Consider the following 25,743-nt stretch of genomic DNA (forward strand, 5'->3'; position numbering starts at 1 on the left):
CGGAGAACGCGAGATGACACCTGAATCGGTTATGGCGCTCGGCACCGAGGCGATGAAAGTGGCGCTGGCGCTGGCCGCGCCGCTGCTGCTGGCGGCGCTGATCAGCGGCCTGGTGGTCAGCCTGCTGCAGGCCGCCACCCAGATCAACGAAATGACGCTGTCGTTCATCCCCAAAATTCTGGCGGTGGTGGCCACCATCATCATCGCCGGCCCCTGGATGTTGAACCTGCTGCTGGACTACATGCGCACCCTGTTCAGCAACCTGCCCACCCTGATCGGCTAACCGTGCTCACCTTCGACAGCGCCCAGCTCACCGTCTGGCTCAGCCACTATTTTTGGCCGCTGCTGCGCATTCTGGCGCTGATAAGCACCGCGCCGATATTCAGCGAAAAGCAAATCAGCAAAAAGGTCAAAATCGGCCTTGGCGGGCTGATCGTCATCCTGATCGCGCCGACGCTGCCCGCCAGCAATATCCCGATCTTCTCCGCCGCCGGCCTGTGGCTGGCGATTCAACAGATTCTGATCGGCGTGGCGCTGGGATTGACCATGCAGTTCGCCTTCGCGGCGGTGCGCCTGGCGGGCGAAGTGATCGGCATGCAGATGGGCCTGTCATTCGCCACCTTCTTCGATCCCAGCGGCGGCCCGAACATGCCGGTGCTGGCGCGCCTGCTCAACCTGCTGGCGATGCTGCTGTTCCTCAGCTTCGACGGCCATCTGTGGCTGATTTCGCTGCTGGCGGACAGCTTCCACACCCTGCCTATCCAGACGCAGCCGCTGAACGGCAACGGCTTCCTGGTGCTGACCCAGGTCGGCTCGCTGATCTTCATCAACGGCATGATGCTGGCGCTGCCGCTGATCTGCCTGCTGTTGACGCTGAACATGGCGCTCGGCTTGCTCAACCGCATGACGCCGCAGCTGTCGGTCTTCGTGATCGGCTTCCCGGTCACCATGACCTTCGGCATCATGACGCTGGGCATGATGATGCCGATGTTAGCCCCGTTCTGCGAGCATCTGTTCGGTGAAATCTTCGATCGGCTGGCGGCGGTGATCGGCGGCATGACCTTCTAACCCCCTGCGCCCCCCTTCCTTCCCCCGTTTTCGCCTGAGACAAAATGGCAATAAAAACGCTTTCTTGGGACAAAAGCCTGAGAAACGCCTTTTATCCGGATTAAGGTTCAAATGTCTCCGGTGGCTTGAATAAATAAAACCCCGACCTAGAATAGACCCGGTAACAAAAAAAATATCGCCTTGCACCTCCTTATTTTTCGCAGCGATAAAGTACGTTTATCTCGAGTAAAAAATAAGAATAACGCAGTCACGCATTGTTAAATACGCGGCAGATAACTTACACCCAGAATAAATGCGTCCGGCAGCCTGCCGGCTGCAGGGCGCAGCATCGACCTTTGCTAACCACAGGAGCGAGATCATGATTAAAGCGAAAAGCAACCGCAAAGCACGCCGGTTATTCGGTTTGACCCACTGGAAAAGCAACAAGTTTAGAGTTTCTTTTACCGAGACGGCCGACGGCGGAAAATGGAAAGTAGAGAAGAAAAAGAAATAGCACCGCTATTTATCGTCAGGGAAATAATATCCATCGCGATTTTTCCGCCACTGATTTCAATAATGCCGTTGCGCATTAAACAGGGGTGACAATCGTATTATTTCTTCCCTGATTAAAAAAAGGCGCGTCACTCAGTCAGTAGTGGGAGAACGAGTGACGCGCCAAACGAGTGCGCCCGGTTTCAAGAAGCCTTCCTCCCCGCGGGGCGGAGAGGACGTTTTCTAAGCGCACTAAAGGGAAACCCGTCGCGGTCAGGCAACGGGGTCTTGCTCTTAACGATTCATCTGGAACAGCGACATGCCCTGCATATCGCTGAAGGTTTTATACGACGCCTGCAGTGCCGCCTGCTGCATGAAATAAGACGAGATAGACTCGGCCAGATCGGCATCCGTCAACGCGCTCATCTGGACCTGGTTGGTCATGTCGCGCTCTTTGCCGATGCTGTCCAGCTGATCCATCTCCTGCAGCTGGCTGCCCAGCTCGGCGCGCACGCTCAGCACGTTGTTGTATGAGTTGTCCAGGCCGCGGTTGGCTTTCGCCAGCGCATCGTTCACCTGCTGCTTGGTAGCCTCATCGGCGCCCTGCAGCGGGGTTTTCAGCGCGTTCAGCGCGATATCGATACTCTCGAATACGTTGCTGACCGGCGCGCTGCCGTCCGGCTCAGGCTTCGGGTTGCTGGTCAACGACATGAACACCGCGTTGCCGGTATGGCCGATGGTCATGGTGCGGTTGGCGTCCACTTTCTGCTGAACCGTCTTGTCACCGCCCTGATAGCTGACGGTGCCACCGTTGTCGACGAACGGCGCCTTGTCGTTCACGTATCCGCCGAACATATAGCGGCCGTTGCCGTCGGTGCTGTTGGCCTGGTTCAGCAGCTGATCTTTCAGCCCCTGCAGCTGGGTGGCCAACGACTGGCGGTCGTTATCGCTTTCCGTGCCGCCGGCGCTGACGATCAGCGCCTTCATGTCCGCGATGGTGGACGTCGCGCCGGCCAAGACCGTTTCTTCCATCGACACGCTTTGGCGAGCGAAAGTCCGCGCCAGCGTGTATTGGCTGTTTTCCGCCTGCGACTGCGATAACATCACCGCGCGCGACGCCGCCAGCGGATCGTCGGACGGGTTGATCACCCGCTTGCCCGAGGAAAGCTGCTCGGCGGCCTTCATGAACAGCGACTGGTTGCCCGTGATGCCGTTCATGTTCTGTTGGTACATCATGCTGGTGCTCATGCGCATGCTGTGGGTTCCTTACTCTGAGCGACCGGCGCCGTTATCAGCGCCGGTTAACAATGAAATCAACGAATATTCAGCAGCGCGTCGAACAGCGAGCTGGCGGTCTGGATCACCTGCGCGTTGGCCATGTAGTACTGCTGGAAACGCAGCAGCTCGCCGTACTCTTCGTCAAGGTTAACGCCGGACATCGACTGCTGTTGCGCGCCCAGCTGCGTCACGATCTTGGCCTGCGAAGTGGCGATGGCCTTGGCGGCAGCGGTCTGGTTACCGACGCCGCTGACGATGCCGGCGTAAGCGCCGCTCAAGGTCGCCTTGCCGTCCACCAGGTTTTTGGTCTGCAGATCCAGCAGCTTCTTGGCGTTTTCGTTATCGCCTCGGCCGCTGTCGTCTTTACCCGCGGCGGCGATCTTGGACGAATCGGTGATGGCCACTTTCAGATTGCCCGCCACGTCGCTGACCGGCTTCACGGTGAAGCTGTCTTTAGCCTGCGCATTGCCGTCGATGCTCACTTCCAGCCCATCGAAGTTCAGCGTCGGTTTGCCATCGGCGCTGGTGCCCGGCGTGGCGTTGACTTTCACGTTGTCCGGCAGGCGGCTGACCTGCCAGTTGCTGCCGTCGAACTCGACGCGATAATCGTTGGCCTTCACCTTGCCGGTGTCGGTGTAAGCGACCGACAGCGACGCGTCGCCGGTGTTGCGGGTGTTATCCACCACCCGGCCGCCGCTGAAGCTGAAGAAGTCGCCGCCTGCGTCGCCGTTCAGGTCGAAACCGGCGCGATGCTGCTGGTTGAAGCTGTCCGCCATCGCCAACGCCAACTGGCCCAGCTGATTGCGCACGCCGTCCAGCGTCTCGCTGCGGAATTTCAGCACGCCGCTCAGGCTGCCGCTGGTGATCTGGCCTTCCGGCACTTCGCTGGCGCCATTGCCGCGGTTATAACCGATGGTCAGGCGGGAAGGATCGCTGCTGGAAGGCATCGCCTCCACCTGATAAGTGTTGCTGCCCTGCACCAGGGTCAAACCGTTGGCGAAGGAGACGGTATAAGCGTCGCCATCCTGCTGCGTGACCTGCACGCCCACCAGCTGATTCAACTCGGTAACCAGCTGATCGCGCTGATCCAGCAACGCATTCGGCTCGCCGCCGGCGCTGCCGCGCAAACGGGTGATCTCGTCGTTCAGCTTGGCGATCTGTTGGCCGTAGCTGTTGATCTGCTGCGCCGTATCGCTGATCTGCTGATTGACGCCGTTGTCCATGTCGCGCAGGAATTTGTCGGTGTTGTTGAACTGGTTCACCAGGCCGTTGGCCTTGCCCAACACCGTCTGGCGCGCGGCGTCGTCACCGGCGTTGCTCACCAGGTTCTGCAGGTTGGTGAAGAAATCCTGCATGTTGGTCGACAGCGGGTTGGTTTTGCTCGCCAGCAGGTTGTCTATCTGCGAAATCTTCTCGTAATAGGCGTTTTGCGCCCCGAAGGCGCTTTGCGCACCGCGCAACTGGTTGGTGATGAACTGGTTGTACTCGCGGTTGACGCTGGTGACGGTCACACCGTTGCCGATAAAGCCGCTCATGGTGGCCATGCCGCCGTTCTGCGCCAGGATCGCGGTCTGGCGGTTATAGCCCGCCACGTTGTAGTTGGAGATGTTGTTGCTGACGGTACTGAGCGCCACCTGAGCCGCATTCAGCCCGCTCATCGCGGTATTGATTAAGCTATTGGACATCGGAATTCCTTATGCTGCGGCGCCGGTGGCCCACAGGGTTCTAATTGAGCTGCTGAGCCTGTTCGCTCAGCCTGTCTCGGTTATCGGCAAAAATGAGAAGAACTTGAGGAAAAAAAGCGGCAATGCGGTCAGCATCCAGCCAGCCTTCATTATCGCCTATCCCCTCAATAATTGGCGTCGCAGCAAGGCGACAAGCAAGGGCGTCCCCGGGAGCCTGGTTAAGCCAAGTGACCGGGGCGAACTTGTGCAGTCAACGCCGCTGCGGCGTCAAGCCTGACGGGGATTTAGAACAAATCTTTCAAATCGTGGGTATAAGCTTTGACCGCCTGTTCCCCTGCGTTCTTCATCTGCTGAATCACGCTGACCAGTTTGCTGGCGTACTGCGGGTCGGTGGCGTAGCCGGCGCGTTGCAACGCATGCGCCGCCTGCTCCGGGCTGCGCGCGGCGGCCACGTCGGCATAGCGCGGGTTGTTGGTCAGCAGCTTGACGTAATCGGCGATCGCCTCGACGTACGAGCCGTAGACGCGGAACTTCGCCTTCACCTTCTTCGCCGCGCCCTGTTCGAACTCGGTGGTGGTGATCTCCGTCACCGGCCCGTTCCAGCTGCCGCCGGCCTTGATGCCGAACAGGTTGTAGCTCGGCGTGCCGTCCGAGGTCGGGATCTCGCGCTGCCCCCAACCGGACTCCAGCGCCGCCTGCGCGACGATCAGCTGATGCGGAATGCCGCTCTGCTGGCTGGCGACCTTCGCCGGTATCGACAGGCGAGCGACGAAGTTGCCGTTGTTGAGCGACAGCGGCGCGGCGGCCGGCGGGGCTTTCGGCATCGCGCGACGCACCATCTGCTCCAGCGCCTGGTTCGGCAGCGTTTGCAGCACCTCGTTGTCCAGCGCCATCGGCGACAGGCCTGCCGTTTCACTCGGCACCGTGTTGGCGTTGCTCATCTGCTTGACCATCATGTCGGCCAGCCCCAGCCCTTTTTGCGACATCTGCTGGGCGATTTGCTGGTCGTACATCGAGGTATAGAGCCGCGTTTGATCGCTGCTCAATACCCCGTCCTGCGGCAAGGCAGAGCGCATGCTTTTCAGCATCATCTGCACGAACATGCCTTCCACCTGCTGGGCCACCTGCTTGAGGTTGCCCTGCGGGTCCGCCGCCGCATCGCGCTTGAGGCCATTCAGCGCCTGGGCGTCATAGGCCGCGCCCGACATCGCCATCAGATCGCCGGCCATCAGATGATTTCCAGCTTGGCGCGCAGGCAGCCGGCGCTCTGCATCGCCTGCAGGATCGACATCAGATCGATCGGCGTGGCGCCCAGCGCGTTCAGCGCGCGGATCACGTTGTTCAGGTTGGCGCTGGCGTTCACCTTCTGCAGCGATCCGCCCTGCTGTTGCACCGAGATCTGGGTGTTTGGCGTCACCACCGTCTGGCCGCCGCCGAACGGCGTCGTCGGTTGGCTGACGGTGTTCTGCCGATCGACCACCACCGACAGGTTGCCCTGGGCGACGGCGCAAGAGTCGAGGATCACATCGCGGTTCATCACCACCGAACCGGTGCGCGAATTGATGATCACTTTGGCATCCATCGCCCCGACGTTGACGGTGATGTTTTGAATCTCCGCCAGGAAGCGCACCTGAGAGCTGTTGCCCTGCGGCACCAATACCTGGATCGTGCGGGCGTCGAGCGGCGTCGCGGTGCCGCCGCCGCGTTGGCGGTTGATGGCGTCGCTGATCTGCTGCGCCAGCGTGAAATCTTCGTCGTTCAGCTGCAGGTTGAGAACGCCGCCGCTGCCGAAGGTGGTCGGCAGCTCGCGCTCGATGGTGGCGCCGTTGCTGATGCGCCCGCCCGCCAGCTGGTTGACCTGCACGCTGCTGCCGCCGGCCGCCGCGCCCGCGCCGCCGACCAGCACGTTGCCCTGCGCCAGCGCATAAACCTGGTTATCCACGCCTTTGAGCGGCGTCATCAGCAGGGTGCCGCCACGCAGGCTCTTGGCGTTGCCCATCGAAGAAACTACCACGTCGATGTTCTGCCCGGCGCGCGAGAACGGCGGCAGTTTGGCCGTTACCATCACCGCCGCCACGTTTTTCAGCTGCATGTTGGTGCCCGGCGGCACGGTGATGCCCAGCTGCGACAGCATGTTGCTCAGGCTTTGGGTGGTAAACGGCGTCTGCATGGTCTGGTCGCCGGAGCCGTCCAGCCCCACCACTAGGCCGTAGCCGATCAGGGCGTTGTCTCGCACGCCCTGCACCGTCACCAGATCGCGGATGCGCTCCGCCGCCGCCGGCAAGCACACCAGCCCGACGCACAGCGCGATAAACCATTTTTTCAGCATCAGTCAATCCTTAGAACGGTGAAACATTTAAGAAGAAGCGCTGCAGCCAGCCCATGGTCTGCGCTTCGTTGATATAGCCATTGCCGACGTATTCGATACGTGCGTCCGCCACCTGCGTCGAGGTCACCGAGTTGTTGCCGCTGATGGTGCGCGGATTGACGACGCCGGAGAAGCGGATGAATTCCGTGCCCTGGTTGATGGCGATCTGCTTTTCCCCTACCACGTGCAGGTTGCCGTTGGCCAGCACCTGGTTGACCGTCACCGTAATGGTGCCGTTGAAGGTGTTGTTGGCGTTGGCGCCGCCCTTGCCGCCGAAGGTGCTGTCGCCGGAAATGTCCATATCGGCGCGCGCATTGCCCAACAGGCCGTCGAGGTAACGCGGCGAGGTGGCGACGCCGAACTTGCTGGCGCCGTTGCGGCTGGCGTTGGCGGAGGAGCTCTTGCTGGCGCTGACGTTTTCCTGCAGCACGATGGTCAGGGTGTCGCCGACGTTGCGCGGACGGCGGTCTTCGAACAGCGGCTGGTAGCCGTAGTTCATCGGCTGCACCGTCTGGAAGATCGAGCCGTTCGGCATCGGCGCGCTGGCCGGCGCGGGCTGCGCCGTGGTCGCGCCGTCCACCAGCGGTTTGTGCGGGATATAGGCGCAGCCGCTCAGCGTCAGCATCACCATTCCCGCCAGCCAGCGTTGTCCCTGCCGCGGCAGGATTGCCATCGAATATGTGGTTACCACGGGTATCGCCTTTGTTTCACGAAAGAGAATGACGGGCGCGGCAGGCCGGGCCCGTCAATGACAGATTACAGTTGCGTCAGCTTTTGCAGCATCTGATCGGAAGTCGATACCGCTTTGCTGTTGATCTCGTACGCGCGCTGAGTCTGGATCATGTTGACCAGCTCTTCCGCCACGTTGACGTTGGAAGTTTCCACGTAACCCTGATACAGCAGACCGGCGCCGTTCAGCCCCGGCGTGCTCTCGTTCGGCGGGCCCGAGCTTTCGGTTTCCTGATACAGGTTCTCTCCCACGCTCTCCAGACCGCTGTCGTTGACAAAGGTCGTCAGCGTCAGTTGGCCCACCTGCTGGGCGGCGGTTTGCCCCTGCTGGGTGACGCTGACGATGCCGTCGCGGCCGACGGTGATGGACAGCGCGTTCGCCGGAATGGTGATCGCCGGCTGCACCTGGAAACCGCTGGAGGTCACCAGCTGGCCGTTCTGATCGATCTGGAACGACCCGTCACGGGTATAGGCCTGAGTGCCGTCCGGCAGCATCACCTGGAAGAATCCCTGCCCCTTGATGGCGACATCTTTACTGTTGTTGGTCTGCGACAGGTTGCCCTGGCTGTGCAGACGCTCGGTCGCCACCGGACGCACGCCGGTCCCGATCTGCAGCCCGGAGGGTAGCGTGGTCTGCTCGGAGGACTGCGCCCCCGGCTGACGCATGGTCTGATACAGCAGGTCTTCAAATACCGCCCGCTGGCGTTTGAAGCCGTTGGTGCTGACGTTCGCCAGGTTGTTGGCGATCACGTCCATGTTGGTCTGCTGCGCGTCCAGACCGGTTTTGGCAATCCATAAGGATGGAATCATCGGTTATTTCCTTGCTGCTTAACTCATTGAGAGCAGTGAGTTGGCACGCTGTTCGTTTTCATCCACGCTGTGGATGACCTTCATTTGCATTTCAAAGCGGCGGGCGTTGGCGATCATGTCGACCATGGTTTCCACCGGCTTGACGTTGCTACCTTCCAGCACGCCCGGCATCACCCGCACCTGCGGATCGTTTTGCAACTGATTGCCGCGCTGCTGTTGGGTTTCCGGCGTCAGGCGGAACAGCCCGTCGTCACCGCGCATCACTTCGCGCGCATCGGCTTTCACCAGCTTCAGGCGGCCGATCTGCGCGATGGTGTTCGGCGGATCGCCGGCGTTCAGCGCCGAAATGGTGCCGTCGGCCGCGATGGTGATCTCCGCCGACGGCGGCACCTCGATCGGGCCGCCGTCGCCCATCACCGGCAGCCCCTGCACCGTCAACTGCCCGGTGGAGGAGATCTGAATGTTGCCGTTGCGGGTATAGGCTTCACCGCCACCCGGCAGGCTCACCGCCAGGAAACCGTCCTGCTGCAGCGCCACGTCCAGCGGACGCGACGTGTAGTTCAGCGCCCCCTGGCTCATGTCGGCGCCCGGCGTCGACGCGGTCACCAAGGTGCGCGTCGCCATACTCGGCCCGTCGACCGGTACCGCGCGCAACGCGGCGAGCTGGGCGCGAAAGCCCGGCGTCGACGCGGTCACCAAGGTGCGCGTCGCCATACTCGGCCCGTCGACCGGTACCGCGCGCAACGCGGCGAGCTGGGCGCGAAAGCCCGGCGTCGACGCATTGGCCAGGTTGTTGGCGGTGATGGACTGCTGTTCCAGCGTTTGGCGCGCCGCGCCCATCGCGGTATAAATCGCGTGATCCATGACTCGGCCCTATTAGCGCAGGCTAACCAGCGTCTGCAGGATGGAGTCCTGCGTCTTGATGGTCTGGGCGTTGGACTGGTAGTTACGCTGTGCGACGATCATGTTCACCAGCTCCTGGCTCAGATCGACGTTGGAAGACTCCAGCGCGCCGCTGGTCAGCTTACCGAAGCCGCCGCCGCCCGACAGACCGACGCGCGGCTGGCCGGATGCACCGGTTTCCTGCCACACGTTATCGCCCTGCGACGCCAGCCCTTCCGGGTTGGAGAAGTTGGCCATGACGATCTGGCCCAACACCTGGGTCTGCTGGTTGGAGTAGATGCCCACGACGGTGCCGTCGTTGTTGATTTGGAAGTTGGTGTATTCACCGGCGGCATAGCCGTCCTGCGCCACTTTGCTCACCGAGTCGCTGCCCACGTTCTGCTGCATGCTGCCGGCGAAGCTCAGGGTGAAGTTTTGCGCCGGTGCGCCGTCTTTGGCGGTCATCGGGATCACCATGCTGAACTCGCCCGGCGCGCCGTTGGTGCTGGTGGTTTTCACCAGGTTGCCGCTGGTGCTGAACTCCATGGTGCCGGCGTTCACTGGCGCTGCGCTGCCGTCCTGGGTATAGACCTGCCACTTGTTGTCTTCCGTCTTCACGAAGTAGGCGTTGATGTTGTGCGCGTTACCCAGCGAGTCGTAGGCGGTGATGGTGTTGACGTAGTTGTAGCTGTCCTGTTTGGTCGGATCGAACGTCTTGTTCTCCGGAACTTTATGGGTGGACTTCAGGTTGGTTACCATCTCACCGGAGGTAGACGCCTTGGCGTTCATCATGCCTTCAGGAATGCTCAGCGGCACCGGGTTGGCACCCTGCTGGATGGTCGGCGGGGAACCGGCCGCCGGGTAACCGGTCAGCTGCAGGCCCTGCATGTTGGTCAGATTGCGGTTCTCGTCCAGCTTGAACTGGCCGTTGCGGGTATAGAAGATACCGCCGTCTTTATCCTGCATGCGGAAGAAGCCGTTGCCGTTGATGGCCACATCCAGCGCACGGCTGGTGCCGGTGGTGGTGCCGCCCTTGAAGTTCTGGGTGATGCCGGACACTTTAACGCCCAGCCCAACCTGCGAACCGGCGAACATGTCGGCGAAGGACACGCTGCCGGATTTGAAGCCCGCGGTCGCGGAGTTGGCGATGTTGTTACCGATCACGTCCAGGTTGGTTGCTGCCGCGTTCAAGCCGCTGACTGCCTGAGAAAAGGCCATGTTATTCTCCGAATAGTGGTCAGGCTATCGTCCGATTGAGCCTGATGCTTAGGGTTATAAGATCTGTCGCACGTCTTCCAGGGTGGCGTTGCCCGCCAGGCCGAGATCCAGCTTGGCGCCGTTGCCGTCGCGGATCACGCCGTTCACCAGCCCGAAGTGCAGGCTACGCGCCACCAACTGTTCACCGTTGCCTTTGGCGTTAATCGCCACTTTGTAGGCGCCGTCTGGCGCGGTAGAGCCGTCATCCAGCGAACCGTCCCAGGTGAAGGCGTGTACGCCGGCGGTCAGGCCGCCGATTTCGATGGTGCGCACCACCTGCCCGCTGGCGTTGGTGATGGTGGCGGTCACCTGATCGGCGGCGCGCTCCAGTTCCACGCCGAACGGCGTGGTGCTGACCTTGCCATCCTTGCTGCCGACCAGAATGTTGTTGCCCGGCACCATCACGCCATGACCGATCAGCGCCGTCGCCTGCAGCGACTGGTTGCTGTTGATCTGGCCGGAGATCGAGCCCAGCGTGGTGTTGAGTTTTTCGATGCCCTGAACGGTGTTGATCTGCGCCAGCTGCGAGGTCAGCTCGTTGTTCTGCATCGGATTGGTCGGATCCTGGTTTTTCAACTGCGCCACCAGCAGCGTCAGGAAGCTGTTGTGCAGATCCTGGCTGTTGGTATTTTTGCTGTTGTTACCGATGACGGTGTTGTCCAACGACTCGTTAGTGGTTGCGGCAATAGCCATGGGAACCTCCGGTTACTGACCCAGCGTCAGGGTTTTCATCATCATCGACTTGGTGGTGTTGAGCACCTCGACGTTGGCCTGGTAGCTGCGGGAAGCGGAGATGGTGTTGACCATTTCCCCCACGACGTCGACGTTCGGCATGCGCACGTAGCCCTTGGCGTCCGCCAGCGGGTTGCCCGGCTGGTACACCAGACGCTCGGGCGCCGGATCGTCCACCACCTGGGCGACACGCACGCCGCCGGTCGGCTGCCCGGGCGCCGCCGCGACCTGGAACACCACCTGCTTGGCGCGGTAAGGCTCGCCGTCCGGGCCGGTCACGCTGTCGGCGTTGGCCATGTTGCTGGCGCTGACGTTCATGCGCTGGGATTGCGCCGATAACGCCGAGCCGGAGATATCAAAAATGTTCAGTAAAGACATGCGCCTTATCCTTGTTGCAGCACGGACATCATCCCTTTGATCTGCCCGTTGAGCAGCGTCAAGTCGGTCTGATATTTCAGGCTGTTATCGGCAAAGTTGGTGCGTTCGCGATCCATGTCCACCGTGTTGCCGTCCATCGACGGCTGGTCCGGTACCCGGTACAACAGATCGAGCTGCGGCGGCTGCAGGGTTTGCGCCGGGATGTGGCGCGCCGCCGTCAGGTTCAGCGACATGCCGTTGCCGTTGACGCGCCCTTGTTCCAGCACTTTGTTCAATTGGCTGGCGAAATCGATATCCCGCGCCTGATAACCCGGTGTGTCTGCGTTGGCGATGTTGGCGGCCAGAATTTCCTGCCGCTGGGCGCGCAAGTTCAGCGCCTCTTGGCCAAAGCGCAGAGCCGCGTCCAGTTTGTCGAGCATGCTCCCTCCGCGAGGTTAGAATTTGGAGTCGACAGGATAAACGCCCCCAGCGCCACCCTATCGCGGGAATAGACGCAAAATGGGGCGCTATTTATCTGCTTAGCCTGCGCGCGCTGCAGGTACACTTACGCGTATCCCGATGAAGCTTGAGAAGATGACGATGAAAGGTAAAATGCTGCTGCTTATCGGCCTGCTGTGCAGTCTGAACGCGCGCGCCGACGATCTGGCGACGCAAATCGAAAGCTTCATCAAAGGCAAGTTCACCGGCGAGCCGGTACAGGTGAAAGTGCGGGTGCGCACGCCGCCGGCCCAATGGCCCGCCTGCGAACTGCCCCAGCTGTCGCTGCCGCCCAACGCGCGGATCGGCGGCAACGTCAGCATTTCGGCGCGCTGTGGCCAGGAGCGGCGTTTTATCCAGACGCAGGTGCAGGTGTTCGGCCGCTATCTGGTTTCGGCGCGCGGCATCAGCGCCGGCAGCCGGTTGACCGCGGCGGATCTGGCGTTGAAGGAAGGCCGGCTCGATACCCTGCCGCCGCGCGCGCTGACCGAAGCGGGCAAAGCGTTAGGCGCCGTCAGCCTGCGCAATATCAGCCCCGGCCAACCGCTGACCCTCGCCATGCTGCGCCGCGCCTGGATTATCAAAGCCGGGCAACCGGTACAGGTCACCGCGCAGGGCGAAGGGTTCAACATCAGCGGTGCGGGCAAGGCGATGAACAACGCCGCCGCCGAAGACAGCGTGCGCGTGCGCATGGCGTCCGGGCAGATCGTCAGCGGCGTGGTCGGGGACGACGGCGCGATTCGCATTACGTTATAAAAAAGTAAAGGTTCCGCAAACCTTGCCGATAAGACAAATCAAGCAGCATTTTATTGGCCACCAGGGCCGCAAAACTTTCATTGCAGCGTCGTCGCCCCCGAGCGGTCACGGCGTAAACGGAGATGGACCATGAGTATCGATCGCACCCAGCGGTTACAGCCGGTTTCCACTGTGCAACCGCGTGAAACCCCGGCCGACAACCCGCTCCAACCGCGTAAGGCCGCCGTGGCCGAAACGGCCGTCAGCGGCACGCAGGTCAAACTGAGCGAGGCGCAGGCGCGCCTGATGCAGCCGGGCACCCAGGATATCGATATGGGCCGGGTCGAGGCCATCAAGCAGGCGATCCGCAACGGCGAACTGAAGATGGACGCCGGCAAAATCGCCGACGCGCTGCTGCAAGACGCGCAGAGCGACATTCAATGGATCGCCGGGCGCGACTGACGGCGCGGCGGCGAGTAGCGGTAAAGGATAAGTCATCACTATGGAAAACCTGGCACAACTGCTGGATAAACTGTTGGAAACGCTGCAGGCGCTCAATGGCGTGCTGGAGGAAGAGCACGACTTGCTGTGTTCCGGCCAGTTGCCCGGCGTGGCGCTGCAGCGCGTAACCGATGCCAAAAGCCAACTGCTGGCGACGGTCGCCTACCTCGAGCAACAGCGCCTGGGGCAGGAAAAAGCCTGCGGGCAACGCGCGCCCTACGCCAGCCATGCGCCCTTGGCCGATCGCTGGCAACGCGTTCAACTGCTGAGCCAAACGCTGCGCGAGAAGAATCAGCACAATGGCCTGTTGCTCAATCAGCAGATCGACCATAACGCTCAGGCGCTGGCGATCCTCAGCAAGAACAACAAATCGCTGTATGGCCCGGACGGCCAGTCGCACGCCGGCAGCCTGCTCGGCAGAAAAATCGGCGTCTAACCCCCTGATTTCGCCCGGTGTGCGCACCACCGGGCGCGGGTTTACCCGGCTATGCGCGCCCTCTCGCATTTTCTTCTTATCGCTTTCTGAATTCCGTTAACGTTATGCGCCAGGCTGCGCAGAACGGATATTTGCCAGTTCCCCATCACTCCCTATTTCGTCATCTTAGCTCGGTCGTTAAACATCTTGATCTATACCCACTAAGGGTATATTTTCACACGGAGAGTGAATGACCGACATTTATCTCACAAAAGCCTTCCAGACATTTGCCGGCGACGAACGCATCAGTGACGCCACGATAGTGAAAGCGGCGCGAGAGATGCAAAATCAGTTGTACGACGCCAATCTCGGTGGATGCGTTTACAAAAAACGCATCGCCCGGATGGGGAGTGGAAAACGGCGCGGGTATCGGGTATTAATCGCAACGGCAGATGAAGGCAGGATCTTTTTCATGTATGGCTTTGCCAAAAGCGAAAGAGACAACATCAATCAGGATGAGTTAATTTCCTGGCGGCATTTGGCGGCGCTGTATCTGGATTATTCACCATTCAGACTGTATCAGTTGGTCAACTGCGGGGAATTAATAAGGTTACAACTATGAGCAAGATGCTGAAATCGATCCACCAGGAAGTTCAGGGCCTGCACCGCGCCGGTTTCGTCGACGACGTGACCATGCGCACCTTCGACATGCTGTGTCTGCGGCCGGTGAAACAGTTCGGGCCGGCCGAGATCCGCGCGCTGCGCGAACGGGAAAACGTCAGTCAGCCGGTGTTTGCGCTGTATCTCAACGTCAGTAAAAAGGCGGTACAGAAATGGGAGCGCGGCGAAGCGCAACCGAACTCCGCCGCAATGAAGCTGCTGTCACTGGTGGAACGCAACGGCCTGCAAATTCTGGCCTGACCCTACTGATAATTGACGATGACCTGATTGCCAATCACGCGCAGCGGCGGGTTCAGCCCGCCTTGCGACTGCACGTAATAGACAAAGCGCAATTCCGCATTGGCCGGTTCGCCCTGCAAACCGTTGCTGCTGCCGCTGCCGCCGCCGAGCGGAATGCAGCGGTTCACCGTACACAGCTGGGCCTGCAGCCCGACCGGCTCCGGCCCCAGTAAACGGTAGCGCCAGCTGACGCTGGTGATGCGCGCATTGGCATCCGGCAACGCGTTCGGCGGCCGCAAACCGGCGGACTCATCGCGCATGCCGCCCTGTTCCAACGTCACGCCCCCCCCTTCGGCCACCCAGGAACCGGACACCGCACCGGCGGTTAACGGCGCCAGCAAACACAACACGAACAGACAGCGTTTCATCAGGCGGCTCCAATGGTCGACGTCATGCGAATCTGGCGATCGTCGTTGATTTCGAGGTTGGACAACACCACGATCTGCGGCAGGCTGCGGCGCAGGAAGCGCGCCAGCAAGGCCCGCAGCGCATGGTTGACCAGCAGCACCGGCGGCGCGCTGAGCATCTCTTGCCGCTGCAGCGCCTGGCGCGCCTGATCCAGCAGGCGATCGGCCAGCCCCGGCTCCAGGCCGCCACCGCCCTGCAACGCCTGCAACAACAGGCGCTCCAGTTGGGTATCCAAACCGATGACCTGAATCTCGCCGTTGCCCGGGAACCACTGCTGCGTGATCGCCCTGCCCAGCGCTACCCGCACCACGGTGGTCAGCTCATAAGGATCGCTTTGCGCCGGAGCATGCTCCGCCAGCGTTTCGACGATGGTGCGCATATCGCGGATAGAAACACGCTCGGCCAGCAGGTTTTGCAGCACCTTGTGCAGCGTGGTCAGTGATACCACGCCCGGCACGAAGTCTTCGGTCAGTTTCGGCATCTCCTGCGACACGCGATCCAGCAACTGTTGGGTTTCCTGGCGGCCAAACAGCTCGCTGGCGAACTGGCCGATCAGGTGATTGAGGTGCGTCGCCACAACGGTGCTGGCTTCCACCACGGTAAAGCCCTGGATCTGCGCCTGCTCGCGCAAGGCGCTGTCGATCCACACCGCCTCGAGCCCAAAGGCCGGATCGACGGTTTTGTCTCCCGCCAGCTCACCCACGGCATTGCCGGGGTTGATCGCCAGCCAGCGGCCCGGCTGCGCTTCACCGCTGCCGATCTCGACGCCTTTCATCAGGATGCGGTAGCTGGCAGGCGGCAGCTCCAGGTTGTCGCGAATGTGTACCACCGGCGGCAGATACCCCATGTCCTGCGCGAATTTCTTGCGAATACCGCGGATACGCCCCAGCAGCTCACCGTTTTGTTGAAAATCGACCATCGGAATCAACCGGTAACCCACCTCCATCCCCAGCGGATCCTCCAACTGCACGTCGGCCCAGCTGGCTTCGGCGGCCTGCGGGTTGTCCGGCATCACCGGCGCCTCCACCGCTTTCGGTGCCTGTTGTTCACGGCCGCGCAGCCACCAGGCCAGGCCCAGCAAAGCGGCGGTAAACAGCAGGAACACCAGGTTCGGCATGCCCGGCACCAGGCCCAACAGCCCCAGTACCCCGGCGCTCAGCAGCATCACGCGCGGATTGTTGAACAGCTGGCCCACCATCTGCTCGCCGACGTCCTGATCGGTCGCGACGCGAGTGACGATAACACCGGCGGCGGTGGAGATCACCAACGCCGGGATCTGCGCCACCAGGCCGTCGCCGATGGTCAGCAGCGTATAGCTTTCCGCCGCCGCCCCCAGCTCCATGCCGTGTTGCACCACGCCGACCAACAGGCCGCCGACCACGTTCAGCACCATGATCATCAGGCCGGCGATGGCGTCGCCGCGCACGAATTTACTGGCACCGTCCATCGAGCCGTAGAAATCGGCCTCCTGGGTGACTTCGGCGCGGCGTTTCTTCGCTTCGTCCTCGCCGATCAACCCGGCGTTCAGATCGGCGTCGATCGCCATCTGTTTACCCGGCATGCCGTCCAGGACGAAACGCGCGCCCACTTCGGCGATACGCCCGGCCCCCTTGGTGATGACCATGAAGTTGATCAACACCAGGATGATGAACACCACGATACCGATGGCGAAGTTGCCGCCCACCAGGAAGTGGCCGAAGGCCTCCACCACGCGGCCGGCGGCGGCGGAACCGGTGTGCCCCTCCAGCAAGATAATGCGCGTGGACGCGACGTTGAGCGACAAACGCAGCAGCGTGGAGAACAGCAGAATGGTCGGGAAGGCGGCGAATTCGAGCGTGCGCTGGGTGAACATCGCCACCAGCAGCACCATGATCGACAGCGCGATGTTGAAGGTAAACAGCAGGTCGAGGATAAACGCCGGCAACGGCAGCACCATCATCGACAGGATCAGCAGGATCAACACCGGGCCGGCCAACACCTGCCACTGCGTATCTTTAAAATTGCCCGGCAAACGAAGCAGGGAGGCCAAATTAGCCATCAGAGTCACTCTCTCTTGCAAAATCCAGTGCTTCCGGCACCGGTAAACGTTCAGGTTTTTTCGGGATCAGGCCGCCCTCGCGCCGCCAGCGGCGCAGTTGGTACACCCAGGCCAGCACTTCGGCGACCGCGGCATACAGGGTGGCCGGAATATGTTGTCCAATCTCGCTGTGTCGATACAGCGCACGCGCCAGCGGCGGCGCTTCCAGCATCGGGATGCGGTGCTCCGCACCGAGTTCGCGAATGCGCAAGGCGATTTCGCCCGCCCCCTTGGCCAGCACTTTCGGCGCACTCATTTTTTTGTCGTTGTACTGCAACGCGACGGCGTAGTGCGTCGGGTTGGTGACGATCACGTCCGCCTTGGGCACATCGGCCATCATGCGGCGCCGGGCGATCGCCCGCTGCTGCTGGCGAATACGTCCCTTAACGTGCGGGTCCCCTTCCTGGTCTTTGAATTCGTCGCGAATATCCTGCTTGGTCATCTTCAGCTTTTTGAAGTGGCTCCACAGCTGGTAGAACACGTCGAACGCCACCATCGGCGTCAATCCCAGCACCACCAGAAAACCGCAGAACAGAATCATCTGCAGCGCATTGCCCAACGCGTCGAGCGGCTGCTGGGTCATCAGATGCAGCATTGCCGCCCAGTTATGCCAGAGATAGAGGCCTGTCACCCAGCCGACCAGCGTCGCTTTCAGGATCCCTTTCAGCAGCTCGGCCAGCACCTGGCTGGAAAAGATGCGCTTCAACCCGGACAACGGGTTCAGCCGTTTCAAATCGAATTTGATCGACTTGCCGCTGAACAGAATGCCCCCCAACAGCATCGGCGCGGCGAGCGCCACCAGCACCAGCCCCGCCATGATTGGCAACAGCGCCAGTACGGCCTGGCGCAGCAACATGCCCAGCTGGCGCAGCATCTGTTTATCGTTGCTGACCATGCCATGGTCGAAGTTCAACCCCTGCGTGAGCATCGCCGCCAGCTGTTGCGCCATGTTGCTGCCGGACATCAGGATGATCGCGAGGCCCGAGAGCAGCATCAGTACCGAGGTCAGTTCGCGGGAACGCGGGATCTGGCCGTCTTCACGCGCCTTCTCCAGCCTGTGGGGCGTGGGGGCCTCGCTTTTTTCCAGATCGCTGTCTTCAGCCACGAAACGCCGTTCCTGTGTCGAGAGGGTAAAGAATGGCGGTCAGCATGCCAAAAAATTGGCGATGTCATTGACGGAACAACGGGGGAAAAGGCGGGTTATTTAGGGGATGAGACCATCAGGGAGAGGTTACAACCAATTTTCCAGCCGCAAACCCTCAACGCGCTCAAATTCGCGTCGATTATTGGTCACCAGGATCAATCCTTCGCTGCGCGCATGTCCGGCGATATGTAGATCGTTTACGCCAATAGGCGTTCCCTGGCGTTCCAGCGCAGCCCGGATGTTGCCGTAGTGCGATGCTGCTTTGGCGCTGTAATCGAGAATGTCCAATCGGGAGACAAAATCCTCAACGACTCTGGCGTTCACCGCTGGGCGAGCGCTTTTCTCCACCCCGTGAACCAATTCGCCATAGGTGATCGACGAAATGACCATTTTACCTGCATAGCGATTGAATGCCTCCAGCACTTCCAGCGGGCGGCGCTTAATGACATAGATAACAATGTTGGTGTCCAGCATATGACTGAACATCAAAAATCTTCCCGCTCGCGCTGGTGCTGCCCGGCACGTTCATTGAGGAAATCATCGCTCACCTCATTTTCCGCACAGAAGAAGCTATCCCAGGTATTCTCCAGGGGGGCAAGAATGCGCTCTTTGCCCACTACGCGGACGGTCACTTTAGAAACGGTATCAGGGAAACGCACCTCTGCAGGCAAGCGTACAGCCTGTGTCCGATTATTGGTAAAGACAGAACCTAACGTCATGGCGACCTCCTTTAACTGGAGTACAAATTATAACCGCCATGATGTATATAGCAATGCTATATACATTAATCTTTGCGGGACACCGCGCAACTTTCGGGGCGCGCCGTCGCGCGCCCCGAAAAGCCTCAGAAACCGAGGCTGTCGAGCAGATCGTCGACCTGCGCCTGGTTGGCGATCACGCCGACGCCGTTCTGGTCGAGCTGCGGGCCGTTCAGCAGGCTGTCGTTCGGCCGTTTTTCCTTCACCGGCTGCTCCGGCATGTTTTCCATCAGCACCATCAGCAGCTGCTTTTCGATCTCCTGCACCACGTCCATCATGCGCTTGATCACCTGGCCGGTCAGATCCTGGAAGTCCTGCGCCATCATGATTTCCAGCAGTTGGGCATTGGTGAAGGCCGTATGGCCCGGCACCTGATCCAGATACTGGCGCGTGTCGTTAACCAGAGAACGCGCGTCGTCCAGTTCGATGGGGTTGGCGAACCACTCGTCCCAGCGCCCTTTCAACGCGTTCGCGCCGGATTCCAGCTCCGCCTGGCGCGGTTGCGCCGCCTCCACGCAGTTCAACGCCCGTTCCGCCGCCTGCGCCGTCATGGTTACGACATAGTCAAGACGGTCGCGCGCATCCGGGATCGCCTCTGCCGCCTGGGCGATCGCCTGATCGAGCCCCAGTTCGCGCATGCTGTCGCGCAGCATTCGGGTCAGTTGGCCGATGCGGGAGATGATCTCTCCCGCGGTCGCTGCATCGCTGGCAGGCATTGGAATGTCTCTCATCGCCCTCTCCTTACATGCCCAATTTTTCAAAAATCTTGTTGAGCTTTTCTTCCAGCGTCGCCGCCGTAAAAGGTTTCACTACATAACCGCTGGCGCCGGCCTGCGCCGCCGCGATGATATTTTCTTTCTTGGCTTCCGCCGTCACCATCAGTACCGGCATCGCGGCCAGCACGCTATCGGCGCGGATGGTTTGCAGCAGCTCCAGCCCGTCCATGTTCGGCATGTTCCAGTCGGACACCACAAAGTCGAAACCGCCGGCGCGCAGCTTGTTCAGCGCATCCGCGCCGTCTTCAGCTTCTTCGACGTTGTTGAAGCCCAGCTCTTTGAGCAAATTTCTGACGATGCGGCGCATGGTGGAAAAATCGTCCACAACCAGAAATCTGAGGTTCTTGTCTGCCATTGTTACTCCTGAAATAGTTAACCGTTTAATGATGCAAAACCGCAGGCCGCCGCGCGGCGAACCTGGGTCATATCGCCGCCGGGAAGACCCTGCGGACTAAAATCAAATGCGCAATGCCTGGCCGCCGGCGATCTGCGCCAGCATGCGCTGGCTCATCCTGTCCAGCTCGACCACTTCGCTGACGCCGCCGCTGGCGATCGCCTCGCGCGGCATGCCGAACACCACGCAGCTCGCCTCGTTCTGCGCCAGGGTATAGGCCCCGGCGCGGTGCATCTCCAGCATCCCCGCCGCTCCGTCGTTGCCCATCCCGGTGAGGATCACGCCCACCGCATTGCGGCCAGCATATTGCGCCACCGAGCGGAACAGCACGTCGACCGAGGGGCGATGGCGGTTGACCGCCGGGCCGTCATGCAGCTTCACCTGATAGTTGGCGCCGCTGCGCGTCAGCTCCAGGTGACGATCCCCCGGTGCGATGTAGGCGTGGCCCGGCAGTACGCGCTCGCCGTCCTCCGCTTCTTTCACCGTGATCTGGCACAGCTTGTTCAGCCGCTCGGCGAACGAACGGGTGAAACCCGGCGGCATGTGCTGGGTGATCAGCAGCGCCGGGCTGGTTGCCGGCAACGGCTGCAGCACCTGGCGGATCGCTTCGGTGCCGCCGGTGGAAGCGCCGATGGCGATCAGTTTTTCACTGCTCAGCAGCGGCGCATGGCTGAGGATCGCCGGCGCCGGGCTGCTGGAACGCTGCGGCAGGCGTGCTCTGGCGGCGGTGCGGATCTTCTCGGCAATCAGCTCGCTGTAGGCCAACATGCCCTCGCGAATGCCGAGCTGCGGTTTGGTCACGAAGTCCACCGCGCCCAGTTCCAGCGCGCGCAGCGTGATTTCCGAGCCTTTGCCGGTCAGCGAAGAAACCATCACCACCGGCATCGGCCGCAGGCGCATCAGCTTCTCGAGGAAATCCAGCCCGTCCATGCGCGGCATCTCGACGTCCAGCGTCAGCACCTGGGGATTAAATTTTTTGATCAGATCGCGCGCCACCAACGGATCCGGCGCGGTCGCCACCATCTCCATGTCGGCGTGGCCGTTCACGATTTCCGTCATCAGCTGGCGCATCAGTGCCGAATCGTCTACGCATAACACTCTGATTTTACTCATTACCTCTCCTTGGTCAGCCCATACACGGTCTGCCCACGCAAGTAGAAATCCCGGCTGATCTGGCTGAAATTCTCGGAGTGGCCGGCGAACATCAGCCCCCCCGGCTTAAGCAAGGGAACGAAGCGGCGCAGGATGCGCTCCTGCGTCGCCTTATCGAAATAGATCATGACGTTGCGGCAAAAAATGGCGTCGAATTGCCCCGGCAGCGCCCACTCCGGCGCCAGCAGGTTCAGCGGCTGGAAGTTCACCCGCGCCGCCAGCTCCGGCCGCACGCGCACCAGCCCCTGATGCGGCCCGGTGCCGCGCAGAAAATAGCGCTGCATTTGGGTCGGCGTCAGGGTGCGCAGATCTTCCTGGCGGTAAACGCCCGCCTCCGCTTTTTCCAGCACCTGCGTATCGATATCGCTGGCCCAAACCTGGCAACTGCCGGCCCGTTGGCCCAATGCATCGCTCAGCGTGATGGCGATCGAATACGGTTCTTCGCCGGTCGAGGCCGCGGTGCTCCAGACGCTGTAGCCGTTCGGCCGCGAGCGCGCGTGCTCCGCCAGGATCGGGAAGTGATGCGCCTCGCGGAAAAAGGCCGTCAGGTTGGTGGTCAGCGCGTTGATAAACGCCTGCCACTCCGCGCTGTTCGGGTCGCTTTCCAGCAGCGCCAGGTAGTCGCCGAAATCGTGCAATCCCAACAGCCGCAAACGGCGCACCAGGCGGTTGTAAACCATCTCGCGCTTATGCTCCGCCAGCACAATGCCGGCGCGTTGATAAATCAACTGGCTGATACGGCGAAAATGCACGTCCGACAGCGGCAGGCGCTGCACCATTTGCGTCAACATCGACGCAGTATCCCGGTTAGAAGTTGACGGCGCCTGTTTCATGCCACCTCACCGGGGAAAAACGTGCTGCTTATGCGGTTTAACAATCTTGGGCTTCCTTTACCACGGGTGAAACTGCGTTGTTGCTGTTACCTGGCGCGACGAAGTTATCGTCCGCCAGACGGAATACCGCGACCGCGTCGGCCAGGGTAATGGCCTGCTCTTCCAGCGCGGTGGCGGCCGAAGCGGACTCTTCCACCAGCGCGGCGTTCTGCTGGGTGACCTGATCCATCTGGGTCACCGCCTGCGTCACCTGCTCGATGCCGCGGCTCTGTTCATCCGAAGCCGACGCGATCTCGCCCATGATGTCGGTCACGCGGGTCACCGAACGCACGATGTCCTGCATGGTGGCGCCGGAGTTTTCCACCAGCACCGAGCCGTGTTTGACGCGGCTGACCGATTCGTCGATCAGCACCTTGATCTCTTTCGCCGCCTGCGCGCTGCGGCTCGCCAGGTTGCGCACTTCGCCGGCGACCACGGCGAAACCGCGCCCCTGTTCACCGGCGCGCGCCGCTTCCACCGCCGCATTGAGCGCCAGAATGTTGGTCTGGAAAGCGATGCCGTCAATCACGCTGGTGATGGCGCCGATTTTCTGCGAACTGTTGGCGATATCGTGCATGGTGGTCACCACGTCGCCGGCCAGTTCGCCGCCCTTGGCCGCGGTGGCCGAGGCGTCGCGCGCCAGCTGAGAGGCCTGCCGCGCATTGTCGGCGTTCTGTTTCACCGTGGCGGTCAGCTGTTCCATGCTGGCGGCGGTTTCTTCCAGCGAAGCGGCCTGCTGCTCGGTGCGGGAAGAGAGATCGTTATTGCCTTCGGATATCTCCTGCAGGCCGATCAGAATCGACTCCGCCCCGTCGCGCACGGCGCCGACGGTGCCGATCAGCGACTGCTGCGTGCGTTGCAGGCTGGCGAACAGCATGCTGATTTCATTGCGGCCATACACCTGAATCGGCGTCGCCAAATCGCCGGCGGCGATGCGTTCAAAGTGGCTGCGGATTTGGTTCAGCGGCTGCACCAGCATGGTACGCAACCACCACATGGCGCTGCCGGTCACCACGATCAGCATCAAGACCGCCCCCGCCAGCATCAGGCCCGCCAGCGTGAAGGAGAACTGGTTGGCGTCTCTGGCTTCGCTGATGTCGCCGTTGACCAGCTGCAGGTACTGCACGAAGTCGGCCTCGAACAGGTCTTGGGTTTTCTGCGTCGGCTGATCCATAAATGCCTGCAGCTCCCCCTTCTCCAGGAAGCCGATCAGCTCGCGCAGCGCGCCGCGCAGCCGCTCGTAGCTGGCCTTGGTCGTTGCCGTCTGCTGACTCTGTTGCTCACTGCTGCGCTCAACCGCCATGAACTGATTGAAATAGAGATCGGCCTTCTGCAGCGAACTGCGGGCGCTGCTCATCAATTCGTTCACCTGCTCCTGCGGCAGTTTCAGCGCCGCGCGGGTGCCGGCGCGGTTCAGCGTATTGCGCGCCTGCAACAGCGACACCCAGCTCAGGCTGAGCGAATCGCGCTGCTGGCTGCCAAGGGTGATGATGTCGAGATTGTGGTTATCGGAGCGAAACGCGGAATACGACAGGCCGCTGCTGGCCAACTGCAGAACGCAAAAGGTCATCAACAACAGGAACAAGCTGGTAGAGATACGGATTCGGTTAAACACTGTGAACCTCCTTGCAGCCGGCCGGCGACCGGCCTACGTAGGGAAAAGGGCCTCTGCGAGAGAGGCCCGATACCGGTCAGAACGTTTCCCAGTTATCCTGCAGATCGCTGGCGTTCATTTTCTTATGATTGATTACCGGTGTTACCGTCGCCTTGCTGGTGACAGGCGCTTTAAACTCTTCCTGGCCTTCCGACCTCAGGCGGAATACCGCCACCGACTGGGTCAGCATGCTGGCCTGTTCTTCCAGCGCCGCCGCCGCCGAGGCGGATTCTTCCACCAACGAGGCGTTCTGCTGGGTCACGCGGTCCATTTCCGCTACCGCCTGGCCAACCTGATCGATACCGCGGCTCTGCTCGTCCGACGCCGAGGCGATTTCGCCCATGATGTCGGTCACGCGGGTAACGGCGTTGACGATGTCGCCCATGGTTTCACCGGCGCTTTCGACCAACACGGAGCCCATATCGACGCGGCTGACCGAATCTTCGATCAGGCCTTTGATCTCTTTCGCCGCCTGCGCGCTGCGCTGCGCCAGGTTACGCACTTCACCGGCCACCACCGCGAAGCCGCGGCCCTGCTCGCCGGCACGCGCCGCTTCCACCGCGGCGTTCAACGCCAGGATGTTGGTCTGGAAGGCGATACCGTCGATCACGCCGGTGATATCGGCAATTTTCTGCGAGCTGCCGGCGATGTCATGCATGGTCTGCACCACGTTGGCTACGACCTTGCCGCCTTTCTGCGCGGTTTCGGAGGCGCTCAACGCCAGCTGTGAAGCCTGACGGGCGTTTTCGGCGTTCTGTTTCACCGTCGCGGTCAGCTGTTCCATACTGGCGGCGGTCTCTTCCAGCGAAGCGGCCTGTTGCTCGGTACGGGAGGAGAGATCGTTGTTGCCCGCGGCGATTTCTGACGCGCCGCTGTAGATGGCGTCCGCGCCCTGACGTACGCCGCTGACGGTTTCAATCAGTTCGCCTTGCATGTGTTTCAGGCTGGCCGCCAGCACGCCCATTTCGTTGCGGCTGTTGACGACGATCTGCTGAGTCAGGTCGCCGGCGGCGATCTGTTTGATGTGGTCGATCATGCGGTTCAGCGGGCGCACCAGGATGTGATGGATGCCGGTCCAAACGAGCACGATCACGGCCAACACGACCAGCAACACGATCACCAGCGTCCAAATGGCCGAGGAGAACGACTTGTTGCTGTCTTCTACCGCGCCTTGGTACAGCTTGTCGTTTTGTGCCAGGTAGGTGTTGTAGATCTGCTCGAAGCCGTCCTGATAGCTTTGTGTCGGTTGATCGAAGAAAGCATTGATTTTGCCTTCGCCCAACAGCTGAATCAGTTCGGTCAAAGCACCGTGCAAGATGTCATACTGTTGCTTGAGTTTTTCCGCAGACTGCGCGTCCTGACGCGGATCGAGAGGAATTTTTTCATAGGCGGCGTAATGCTGTTCCGCGACCGACAGCATGCTCTTCGCCGAAGTCAACAGATCGGTGACACTGGCACCGCTGCCGATTTTGTTGGTATCCATCATGTAACGAATACCCGCTCGGTTCAGGGTATTACGAGTCTGTAGCAGGTTGACCCAGCTTTCGTTCAGTTCAGACTGCTGCTGACGAATCGTCTGCAGTACGGCAAAGTTCTCTTTATCATTCTTGAGCGAGGAGAAAAAGAGTCCGCCCGAAATCAACTGCAAGGCGCCAAACAGCACCAACACCAGCAACAGGCTGGTGACCACCTTCATACGATTTAACATGATTTCCCTTGTTGAAGCCCGCGCAGACAGGCTCTGATGACGTTGAATGTGAGA

At 61.1% G+C, this 25,743-nt stretch carries 31 protein-coding genes; 9 read left to right on the forward strand and 22 right to left on the reverse strand.

Annotated features, from left to right (window positions below; all coding sequences use genetic code 11):
- The first annotated feature begins 13 nt into the window (after positions 1-13).
- The 3 genes from fliQ to sra all read left to right on the forward strand — a co-directional run bounded on the left by fliQ (position 14) and on the right by sra (position 1,561).
- Positions 14-283: a flagellar biosynthesis protein FliQ gene (gene fliQ, locus ACJ8QI_RS10770; RefSeq protein ID WP_004934803.1), complete on the forward strand. Its 270-nt coding sequence runs from the start codon at positions 14-16 to the stop codon at positions 281-283.
- 2 nt (positions 284-285) lie between these two features.
- Positions 286-1,068, forward strand: a complete 783-nt coding sequence (gene fliR / locus ACJ8QI_RS10775) for a flagellar biosynthetic protein FliR (protein WP_033632754.1) — start codon at positions 286-288, stop codon at positions 1,066-1,068.
- A gap of 358 nt (positions 1,069-1,426) precedes the next feature.
- Entirely contained in the window at positions 1,427-1,561 is a 135-nt protein-coding gene (sra, locus tag ACJ8QI_RS10780) for a stationary-phase-induced ribosome-associated protein (RefSeq protein WP_087763075.1), read from the forward strand.
- A gap of 272 nt (positions 1,562-1,833) precedes the next feature.
- Here sra and flgL read toward each other — a convergent pair whose 3' ends face one another.
- Together flgL and flgK are read right to left on the reverse strand one after the other, a co-directional pair.
- Positions 1,834-2,793: a flagellar hook-associated protein FlgL gene (gene flgL / locus ACJ8QI_RS10785; protein ID WP_060420803.1), complete on the reverse strand. Its 960-nt coding sequence runs from the start codon at positions 2,791-2,793 to the stop codon at positions 1,834-1,836.
- A 59-nt stretch (positions 2,794-2,852) separates the two neighbouring features.
- Positions 2,853-4,502 (reverse strand): flagellar hook-associated protein FlgK, encoded by a 1,650-nt coding sequence (gene flgK, locus ACJ8QI_RS10790; RefSeq protein WP_060425883.1) that lies wholly within the window; start codon positions 4,500-4,502, stop codon positions 2,853-2,855.
- On the opposite strand from flgK, the gene ACJ8QI_RS10795 reads away from it, so the two are divergent.
- On the forward strand, positions 4,495-4,779 hold the full coding sequence (locus tag ACJ8QI_RS10795; RefSeq protein ID WP_442532464.1) for a hypothetical protein: 285 nt from the start codon (positions 4,495-4,497) through the stop codon (positions 4,777-4,779). The two genes, flgK and ACJ8QI_RS10795, sit on opposite strands and share 8 nt — an antisense overlap.
- Before the next feature lie 7 nt (positions 4,780-4,786).
- Here ACJ8QI_RS10795 and flgJ read toward each other — a convergent pair whose 3' ends face one another.
- From flgJ to flgB, 9 genes are all read right to left on the reverse strand, one after another.
- Positions 4,787-5,731, reverse strand: a complete 945-nt coding sequence (gene flgJ, locus ACJ8QI_RS10800; protein WP_049200258.1) for a flagellar assembly peptidoglycan hydrolase FlgJ — start codon at positions 5,729-5,731, stop codon at positions 4,787-4,789.
- Positions 5,731-6,831, reverse strand: a complete 1,101-nt coding sequence (locus ACJ8QI_RS10805) for a flagellar basal body P-ring protein FlgI (protein WP_004934816.1) — start codon at positions 6,829-6,831, stop codon at positions 5,731-5,733. The genes flgJ and ACJ8QI_RS10805 overlap by 1 nt, the downstream gene beginning before the upstream one ends.
- A gap of 10 nt (positions 6,832-6,841) precedes the next feature.
- Positions 6,842-7,543, reverse strand: coding sequence for a flagellar basal body L-ring protein FlgH (gene flgH / locus ACJ8QI_RS10810; protein WP_004934817.1), 702 nt, complete (start codon positions 7,541-7,543; stop codon positions 6,842-6,844).
- 83 nt (positions 7,544-7,626) lie between these two features.
- A complete protein-coding gene (gene flgG / locus ACJ8QI_RS10815; RefSeq protein WP_060439715.1) occupies positions 7,627-8,409 on the reverse strand; it encodes a flagellar basal-body rod protein FlgG in 783 nt (260 codons plus the stop codon).
- Between the two features lie 18 nt (positions 8,410-8,427).
- Entirely contained in the window at positions 8,428-9,273 is an 846-nt protein-coding gene (locus ACJ8QI_RS10820; protein ID WP_442532465.1) for a flagellar basal body rod protein FlgF, read from the reverse strand.
- Positions 9,274-9,285: 12 nt separating this feature from the next.
- Positions 9,286-10,509 carry a flagellar hook protein FlgE gene (gene flgE, locus ACJ8QI_RS10825; RefSeq protein WP_004934822.1) on the reverse strand — a complete coding sequence of 408 codons (1,224 nt, stop codon included), beginning with the start codon at positions 10,507-10,509 and terminating at the stop codon, positions 9,286-9,288.
- A 54-nt stretch (positions 10,510-10,563) separates the two neighbouring features.
- Positions 10,564-11,241 (reverse strand): flagellar hook assembly protein FlgD, encoded by a 678-nt coding sequence (gene flgD / locus ACJ8QI_RS10830; protein WP_016927297.1) that lies wholly within the window; start codon positions 11,239-11,241, stop codon positions 10,564-10,566.
- Between the two features lie 12 nt (positions 11,242-11,253).
- A complete protein-coding gene (flgC, locus tag ACJ8QI_RS10835) occupies positions 11,254-11,658 on the reverse strand; it encodes a flagellar basal body rod protein FlgC (RefSeq protein WP_004934826.1) in 405 nt (134 codons plus the stop codon).
- Between the two features lie 5 nt (positions 11,659-11,663).
- The gene (flgB, locus tag ACJ8QI_RS10840) at positions 11,664-12,077 is read right to left on the reverse strand and encodes a flagellar basal body rod protein FlgB (protein ID WP_033634995.1); all 414 of its coding nucleotides are present in this window, start codon (positions 12,075-12,077) and stop codon (positions 11,664-11,666) included.
- Between the two features lie 160 nt (positions 12,078-12,237).
- On the opposite strand from flgB, the gene flgA reads away from it, so the two are divergent.
- From flgA to ACJ8QI_RS10865, 5 genes are all read left to right on the forward strand, one after another.
- A complete protein-coding gene (gene flgA / locus ACJ8QI_RS10845; protein ID WP_060420907.1) occupies positions 12,238-12,891 on the forward strand; it encodes a flagellar basal body P-ring formation chaperone FlgA in 654 nt (217 codons plus the stop codon).
- Positions 12,892-13,020: 129 nt separating this feature from the next.
- A complete protein-coding gene (flgM, locus tag ACJ8QI_RS10850; protein ID WP_019452957.1) occupies positions 13,021-13,332 on the forward strand; it encodes a flagellar biosynthesis anti-sigma factor FlgM in 312 nt (103 codons plus the stop codon).
- 40 nt (positions 13,333-13,372) lie between these two features.
- Entirely contained in the window at positions 13,373-13,807 is a 435-nt protein-coding gene (locus tag ACJ8QI_RS10855) for a flagella synthesis protein FlgN (protein ID WP_033634998.1), read from the forward strand.
- A gap of 229 nt (positions 13,808-14,036) precedes the next feature.
- Positions 14,037-14,408, forward strand: coding sequence for a type II toxin-antitoxin system RelE/ParE family toxin (locus tag ACJ8QI_RS10860; protein ID WP_442532466.1), 372 nt, complete (start codon positions 14,037-14,039; stop codon positions 14,406-14,408).
- Positions 14,405-14,707 (forward strand): helix-turn-helix domain-containing protein, encoded by a 303-nt coding sequence (locus tag ACJ8QI_RS10865; RefSeq protein WP_038876832.1) that lies wholly within the window; start codon positions 14,405-14,407, stop codon positions 14,705-14,707. Before ACJ8QI_RS10860 ends, ACJ8QI_RS10865 begins: the two co-directional genes overlap by 4 nt.
- 2 nt (positions 14,708-14,709) lie before the next feature.
- On the opposite strand, the gene ACJ8QI_RS10870 is transcribed toward ACJ8QI_RS10865, so the two are convergent.
- The 11 genes from ACJ8QI_RS10870 to tsr form a co-directional block, all read right to left on the reverse strand.
- Entirely contained in the window at positions 14,710-15,114 is a 405-nt protein-coding gene (locus ACJ8QI_RS10870) for a flagellar protein FlhE (protein ID WP_060420791.1), read from the reverse strand.
- Positions 15,114-17,192 (reverse strand): flagellar biosynthesis protein FlhA, encoded by a 2,079-nt coding sequence (gene flhA / locus ACJ8QI_RS10875; protein WP_038876828.1) that lies wholly within the window; start codon positions 17,190-17,192, stop codon positions 15,114-15,116. The genes ACJ8QI_RS10870 and flhA overlap by 1 nt, the downstream gene beginning before the upstream one ends.
- Complete coding sequence (flhB, locus tag ACJ8QI_RS10880) at positions 17,185-18,336, reverse strand: flagellar biosynthesis protein FlhB (RefSeq protein WP_047730459.1); 1,152 nt, start codon at positions 18,334-18,336, stop codon at positions 17,185-17,187. The genes flhA and flhB overlap by 8 nt, the downstream gene beginning before the upstream one ends.
- Before the next feature lie 126 nt (positions 18,337-18,462).
- A complete protein-coding gene (gene vapC / locus ACJ8QI_RS10885; RefSeq protein WP_033640020.1) occupies positions 18,463-18,861 on the reverse strand; it encodes a type II toxin-antitoxin system tRNA(fMet)-specific endonuclease VapC in 399 nt (132 codons plus the stop codon).
- Complete coding sequence (vapB, locus tag ACJ8QI_RS10890) at positions 18,861-19,094, reverse strand: type II toxin-antitoxin system VapB family antitoxin (RefSeq protein ID WP_041035628.1); 234 nt, start codon at positions 19,092-19,094, stop codon at positions 18,861-18,863. The genes vapC and vapB overlap by 1 nt, the downstream gene beginning before the upstream one ends.
- 125 nt (positions 19,095-19,219) lie before the next feature.
- Positions 19,220-19,864, reverse strand: a complete 645-nt coding sequence (cheZ, locus tag ACJ8QI_RS10895; protein ID WP_004934858.1) for a protein phosphatase CheZ — start codon at positions 19,862-19,864, stop codon at positions 19,220-19,222.
- A gap of 10 nt (positions 19,865-19,874) precedes the next feature.
- Positions 19,875-20,264: a chemotaxis response regulator CheY gene (cheY, locus tag ACJ8QI_RS10900; protein WP_060420785.1), complete on the reverse strand. Its 390-nt coding sequence runs from the start codon at positions 20,262-20,264 to the stop codon at positions 19,875-19,877.
- A 102-nt stretch (positions 20,265-20,366) separates the two neighbouring features.
- Positions 20,367-21,416, reverse strand: coding sequence for a protein-glutamate methylesterase/protein-glutamine glutaminase (locus ACJ8QI_RS10905; protein ID WP_015378262.1), 1,050 nt, complete (start codon positions 21,414-21,416; stop codon positions 20,367-20,369).
- Entirely contained in the window at positions 21,416-22,288 is an 873-nt protein-coding gene (gene cheR / locus ACJ8QI_RS10910; protein WP_025159837.1) for a protein-glutamate O-methyltransferase CheR, read from the reverse strand. The genes ACJ8QI_RS10905 and cheR overlap by 1 nt, the downstream gene beginning before the upstream one ends.
- A 37-nt stretch (positions 22,289-22,325) precedes the next feature.
- Entirely contained in the window at positions 22,326-23,942 is a 1,617-nt protein-coding gene (locus tag ACJ8QI_RS10915) for a methyl-accepting chemotaxis protein (RefSeq protein ID WP_047730456.1), read from the reverse strand.
- A gap of 76 nt (positions 23,943-24,018) precedes the next feature.
- Entirely contained in the window at positions 24,019-25,689 is a 1,671-nt protein-coding gene (tsr, locus tag ACJ8QI_RS10920; protein ID WP_342119669.1) for a methyl-accepting chemotaxis protein, read from the reverse strand.
- Between the last annotated feature and the right edge of the window lie 54 nt (positions 25,690-25,743).

Source organism: Serratia sp. CY84636 (assembly GCF_052166245.1).
In the GTDB taxonomy this organism is placed as follows: Bacteria; Pseudomonadota; Gammaproteobacteria; order Enterobacterales; family Enterobacteriaceae; genus Serratia; species Serratia nevei.

Coding starts and splice junctions, on each gene's coding strand:
- fliQ (WP_004934803.1), top strand. CDS start 14: ATGACACCTGAATCGGTTATGGCGCTCGGCACCGAGGCGATGAAAGTG.
- sra (WP_087763075.1), top strand. CDS start 1,427: ATGATTAAAGCGAAAAGCAACCGCAAAGCACGCCGGTTATTCGGTTTG.
- flgL (WP_060420803.1), bottom strand. CDS start 2,793: ATGCGCATGAGCACCAGCATGATGTACCAACAGAACATGAACGGCATC.
- flgK (WP_060425883.1), bottom strand. CDS start 4,502: ATGTCCAATAGCTTAATCAATACCGCGATGAGCGGGCTGAATGCGGCT.
- flgJ (WP_049200258.1), bottom strand. CDS start 5,731: ATGGCCGGCGATCTGATGGCGATGTCGGGCGCGGCCTATGACGCCCAG.
- ACJ8QI_RS10805 (WP_004934816.1), bottom strand. CDS start 6,831: ATGCTGAAAAAATGGTTTATCGCGCTGTGCGTCGGGCTGGTGTGCTTG.
- flgH (WP_004934817.1), bottom strand. CDS start 7,543: ATGGCAATCCTGCCGCGGCAGGGACAACGCTGGCTGGCGGGAATGGTG.
- flgG (WP_060439715.1), bottom strand. CDS start 8,409: ATGATTCCATCCTTATGGATTGCCAAAACCGGTCTGGACGCGCAGCAG.
- ACJ8QI_RS10820 (WP_442532465.1), bottom strand. CDS start 9,273: ATGGATCACGCGATTTATACCGCGATGGGCGCGGCGCGCCAAACGCTG.
- flgE (WP_004934822.1), bottom strand. CDS start 10,509: ATGGCCTTTTCTCAGGCAGTCAGCGGCTTGAACGCGGCAGCAACCAAC.
- flgD (WP_016927297.1), bottom strand. CDS start 11,241: ATGGCTATTGCCGCAACCACTAACGAGTCGTTGGACAACACCGTCATC.
- flgC (WP_004934826.1), bottom strand. CDS start 11,658: ATGTCTTTACTGAACATTTTTGATATCTCCGGCTCGGCGTTATCGGCG.
- flgB (WP_033634995.1), bottom strand. CDS start 12,077: ATGCTCGACAAACTGGACGCGGCTCTGCGCTTTGGCCAAGAGGCGCTG.
- flgA (WP_060420907.1), top strand. CDS start 12,238: ATGAAAGGTAAAATGCTGCTGCTTATCGGCCTGCTGTGCAGTCTGAAC.
- flgM (WP_019452957.1), top strand. CDS start 13,021: ATGAGTATCGATCGCACCCAGCGGTTACAGCCGGTTTCCACTGTGCAA.
- ACJ8QI_RS10855 (WP_033634998.1), top strand. CDS start 13,373: ATGGAAAACCTGGCACAACTGCTGGATAAACTGTTGGAAACGCTGCAG.
- ACJ8QI_RS10860 (WP_442532466.1), top strand. CDS start 14,037: ATGACCGACATTTATCTCACAAAAGCCTTCCAGACATTTGCCGGCGAC.
- ACJ8QI_RS10865 (WP_038876832.1), top strand. CDS start 14,405: ATGAGCAAGATGCTGAAATCGATCCACCAGGAAGTTCAGGGCCTGCAC.
- ACJ8QI_RS10870 (WP_060420791.1), bottom strand. CDS start 15,114: ATGAAACGCTGTCTGTTCGTGTTGTGTTTGCTGGCGCCGTTAACCGCC.
- flhA (WP_038876828.1), bottom strand. CDS start 17,192: ATGGCTAATTTGGCCTCCCTGCTTCGTTTGCCGGGCAATTTTAAAGAT.
- vapC (WP_033640020.1), bottom strand. CDS start 18,861: ATGTTCAGTCATATGCTGGACACCAACATTGTTATCTATGTCATTAAG.
- vapB (WP_041035628.1), bottom strand. CDS start 19,094: ATGACGTTAGGTTCTGTCTTTACCAATAATCGGACACAGGCTGTACGC.
- cheZ (WP_004934858.1), bottom strand. CDS start 19,864: ATGAGAGACATTCCAATGCCTGCCAGCGATGCAGCGACCGCGGGAGAG.
- cheY (WP_060420785.1), bottom strand. CDS start 20,264: ATGGCAGACAAGAACCTCAGATTTCTGGTTGTGGACGATTTTTCCACC.
- ACJ8QI_RS10905 (WP_015378262.1), bottom strand. CDS start 21,416: ATGAGTAAAATCAGAGTGTTATGCGTAGACGATTCGGCACTGATGCGC.
- cheR (WP_025159837.1), bottom strand. CDS start 22,288: ATGAAACAGGCGCCGTCAACTTCTAACCGGGATACTGCGTCGATGTTG.
- tsr (WP_342119669.1), bottom strand. CDS start 25,689: ATGTTAAATCGTATGAAGGTGGTCACCAGCCTGTTGCTGGTGTTGGTG.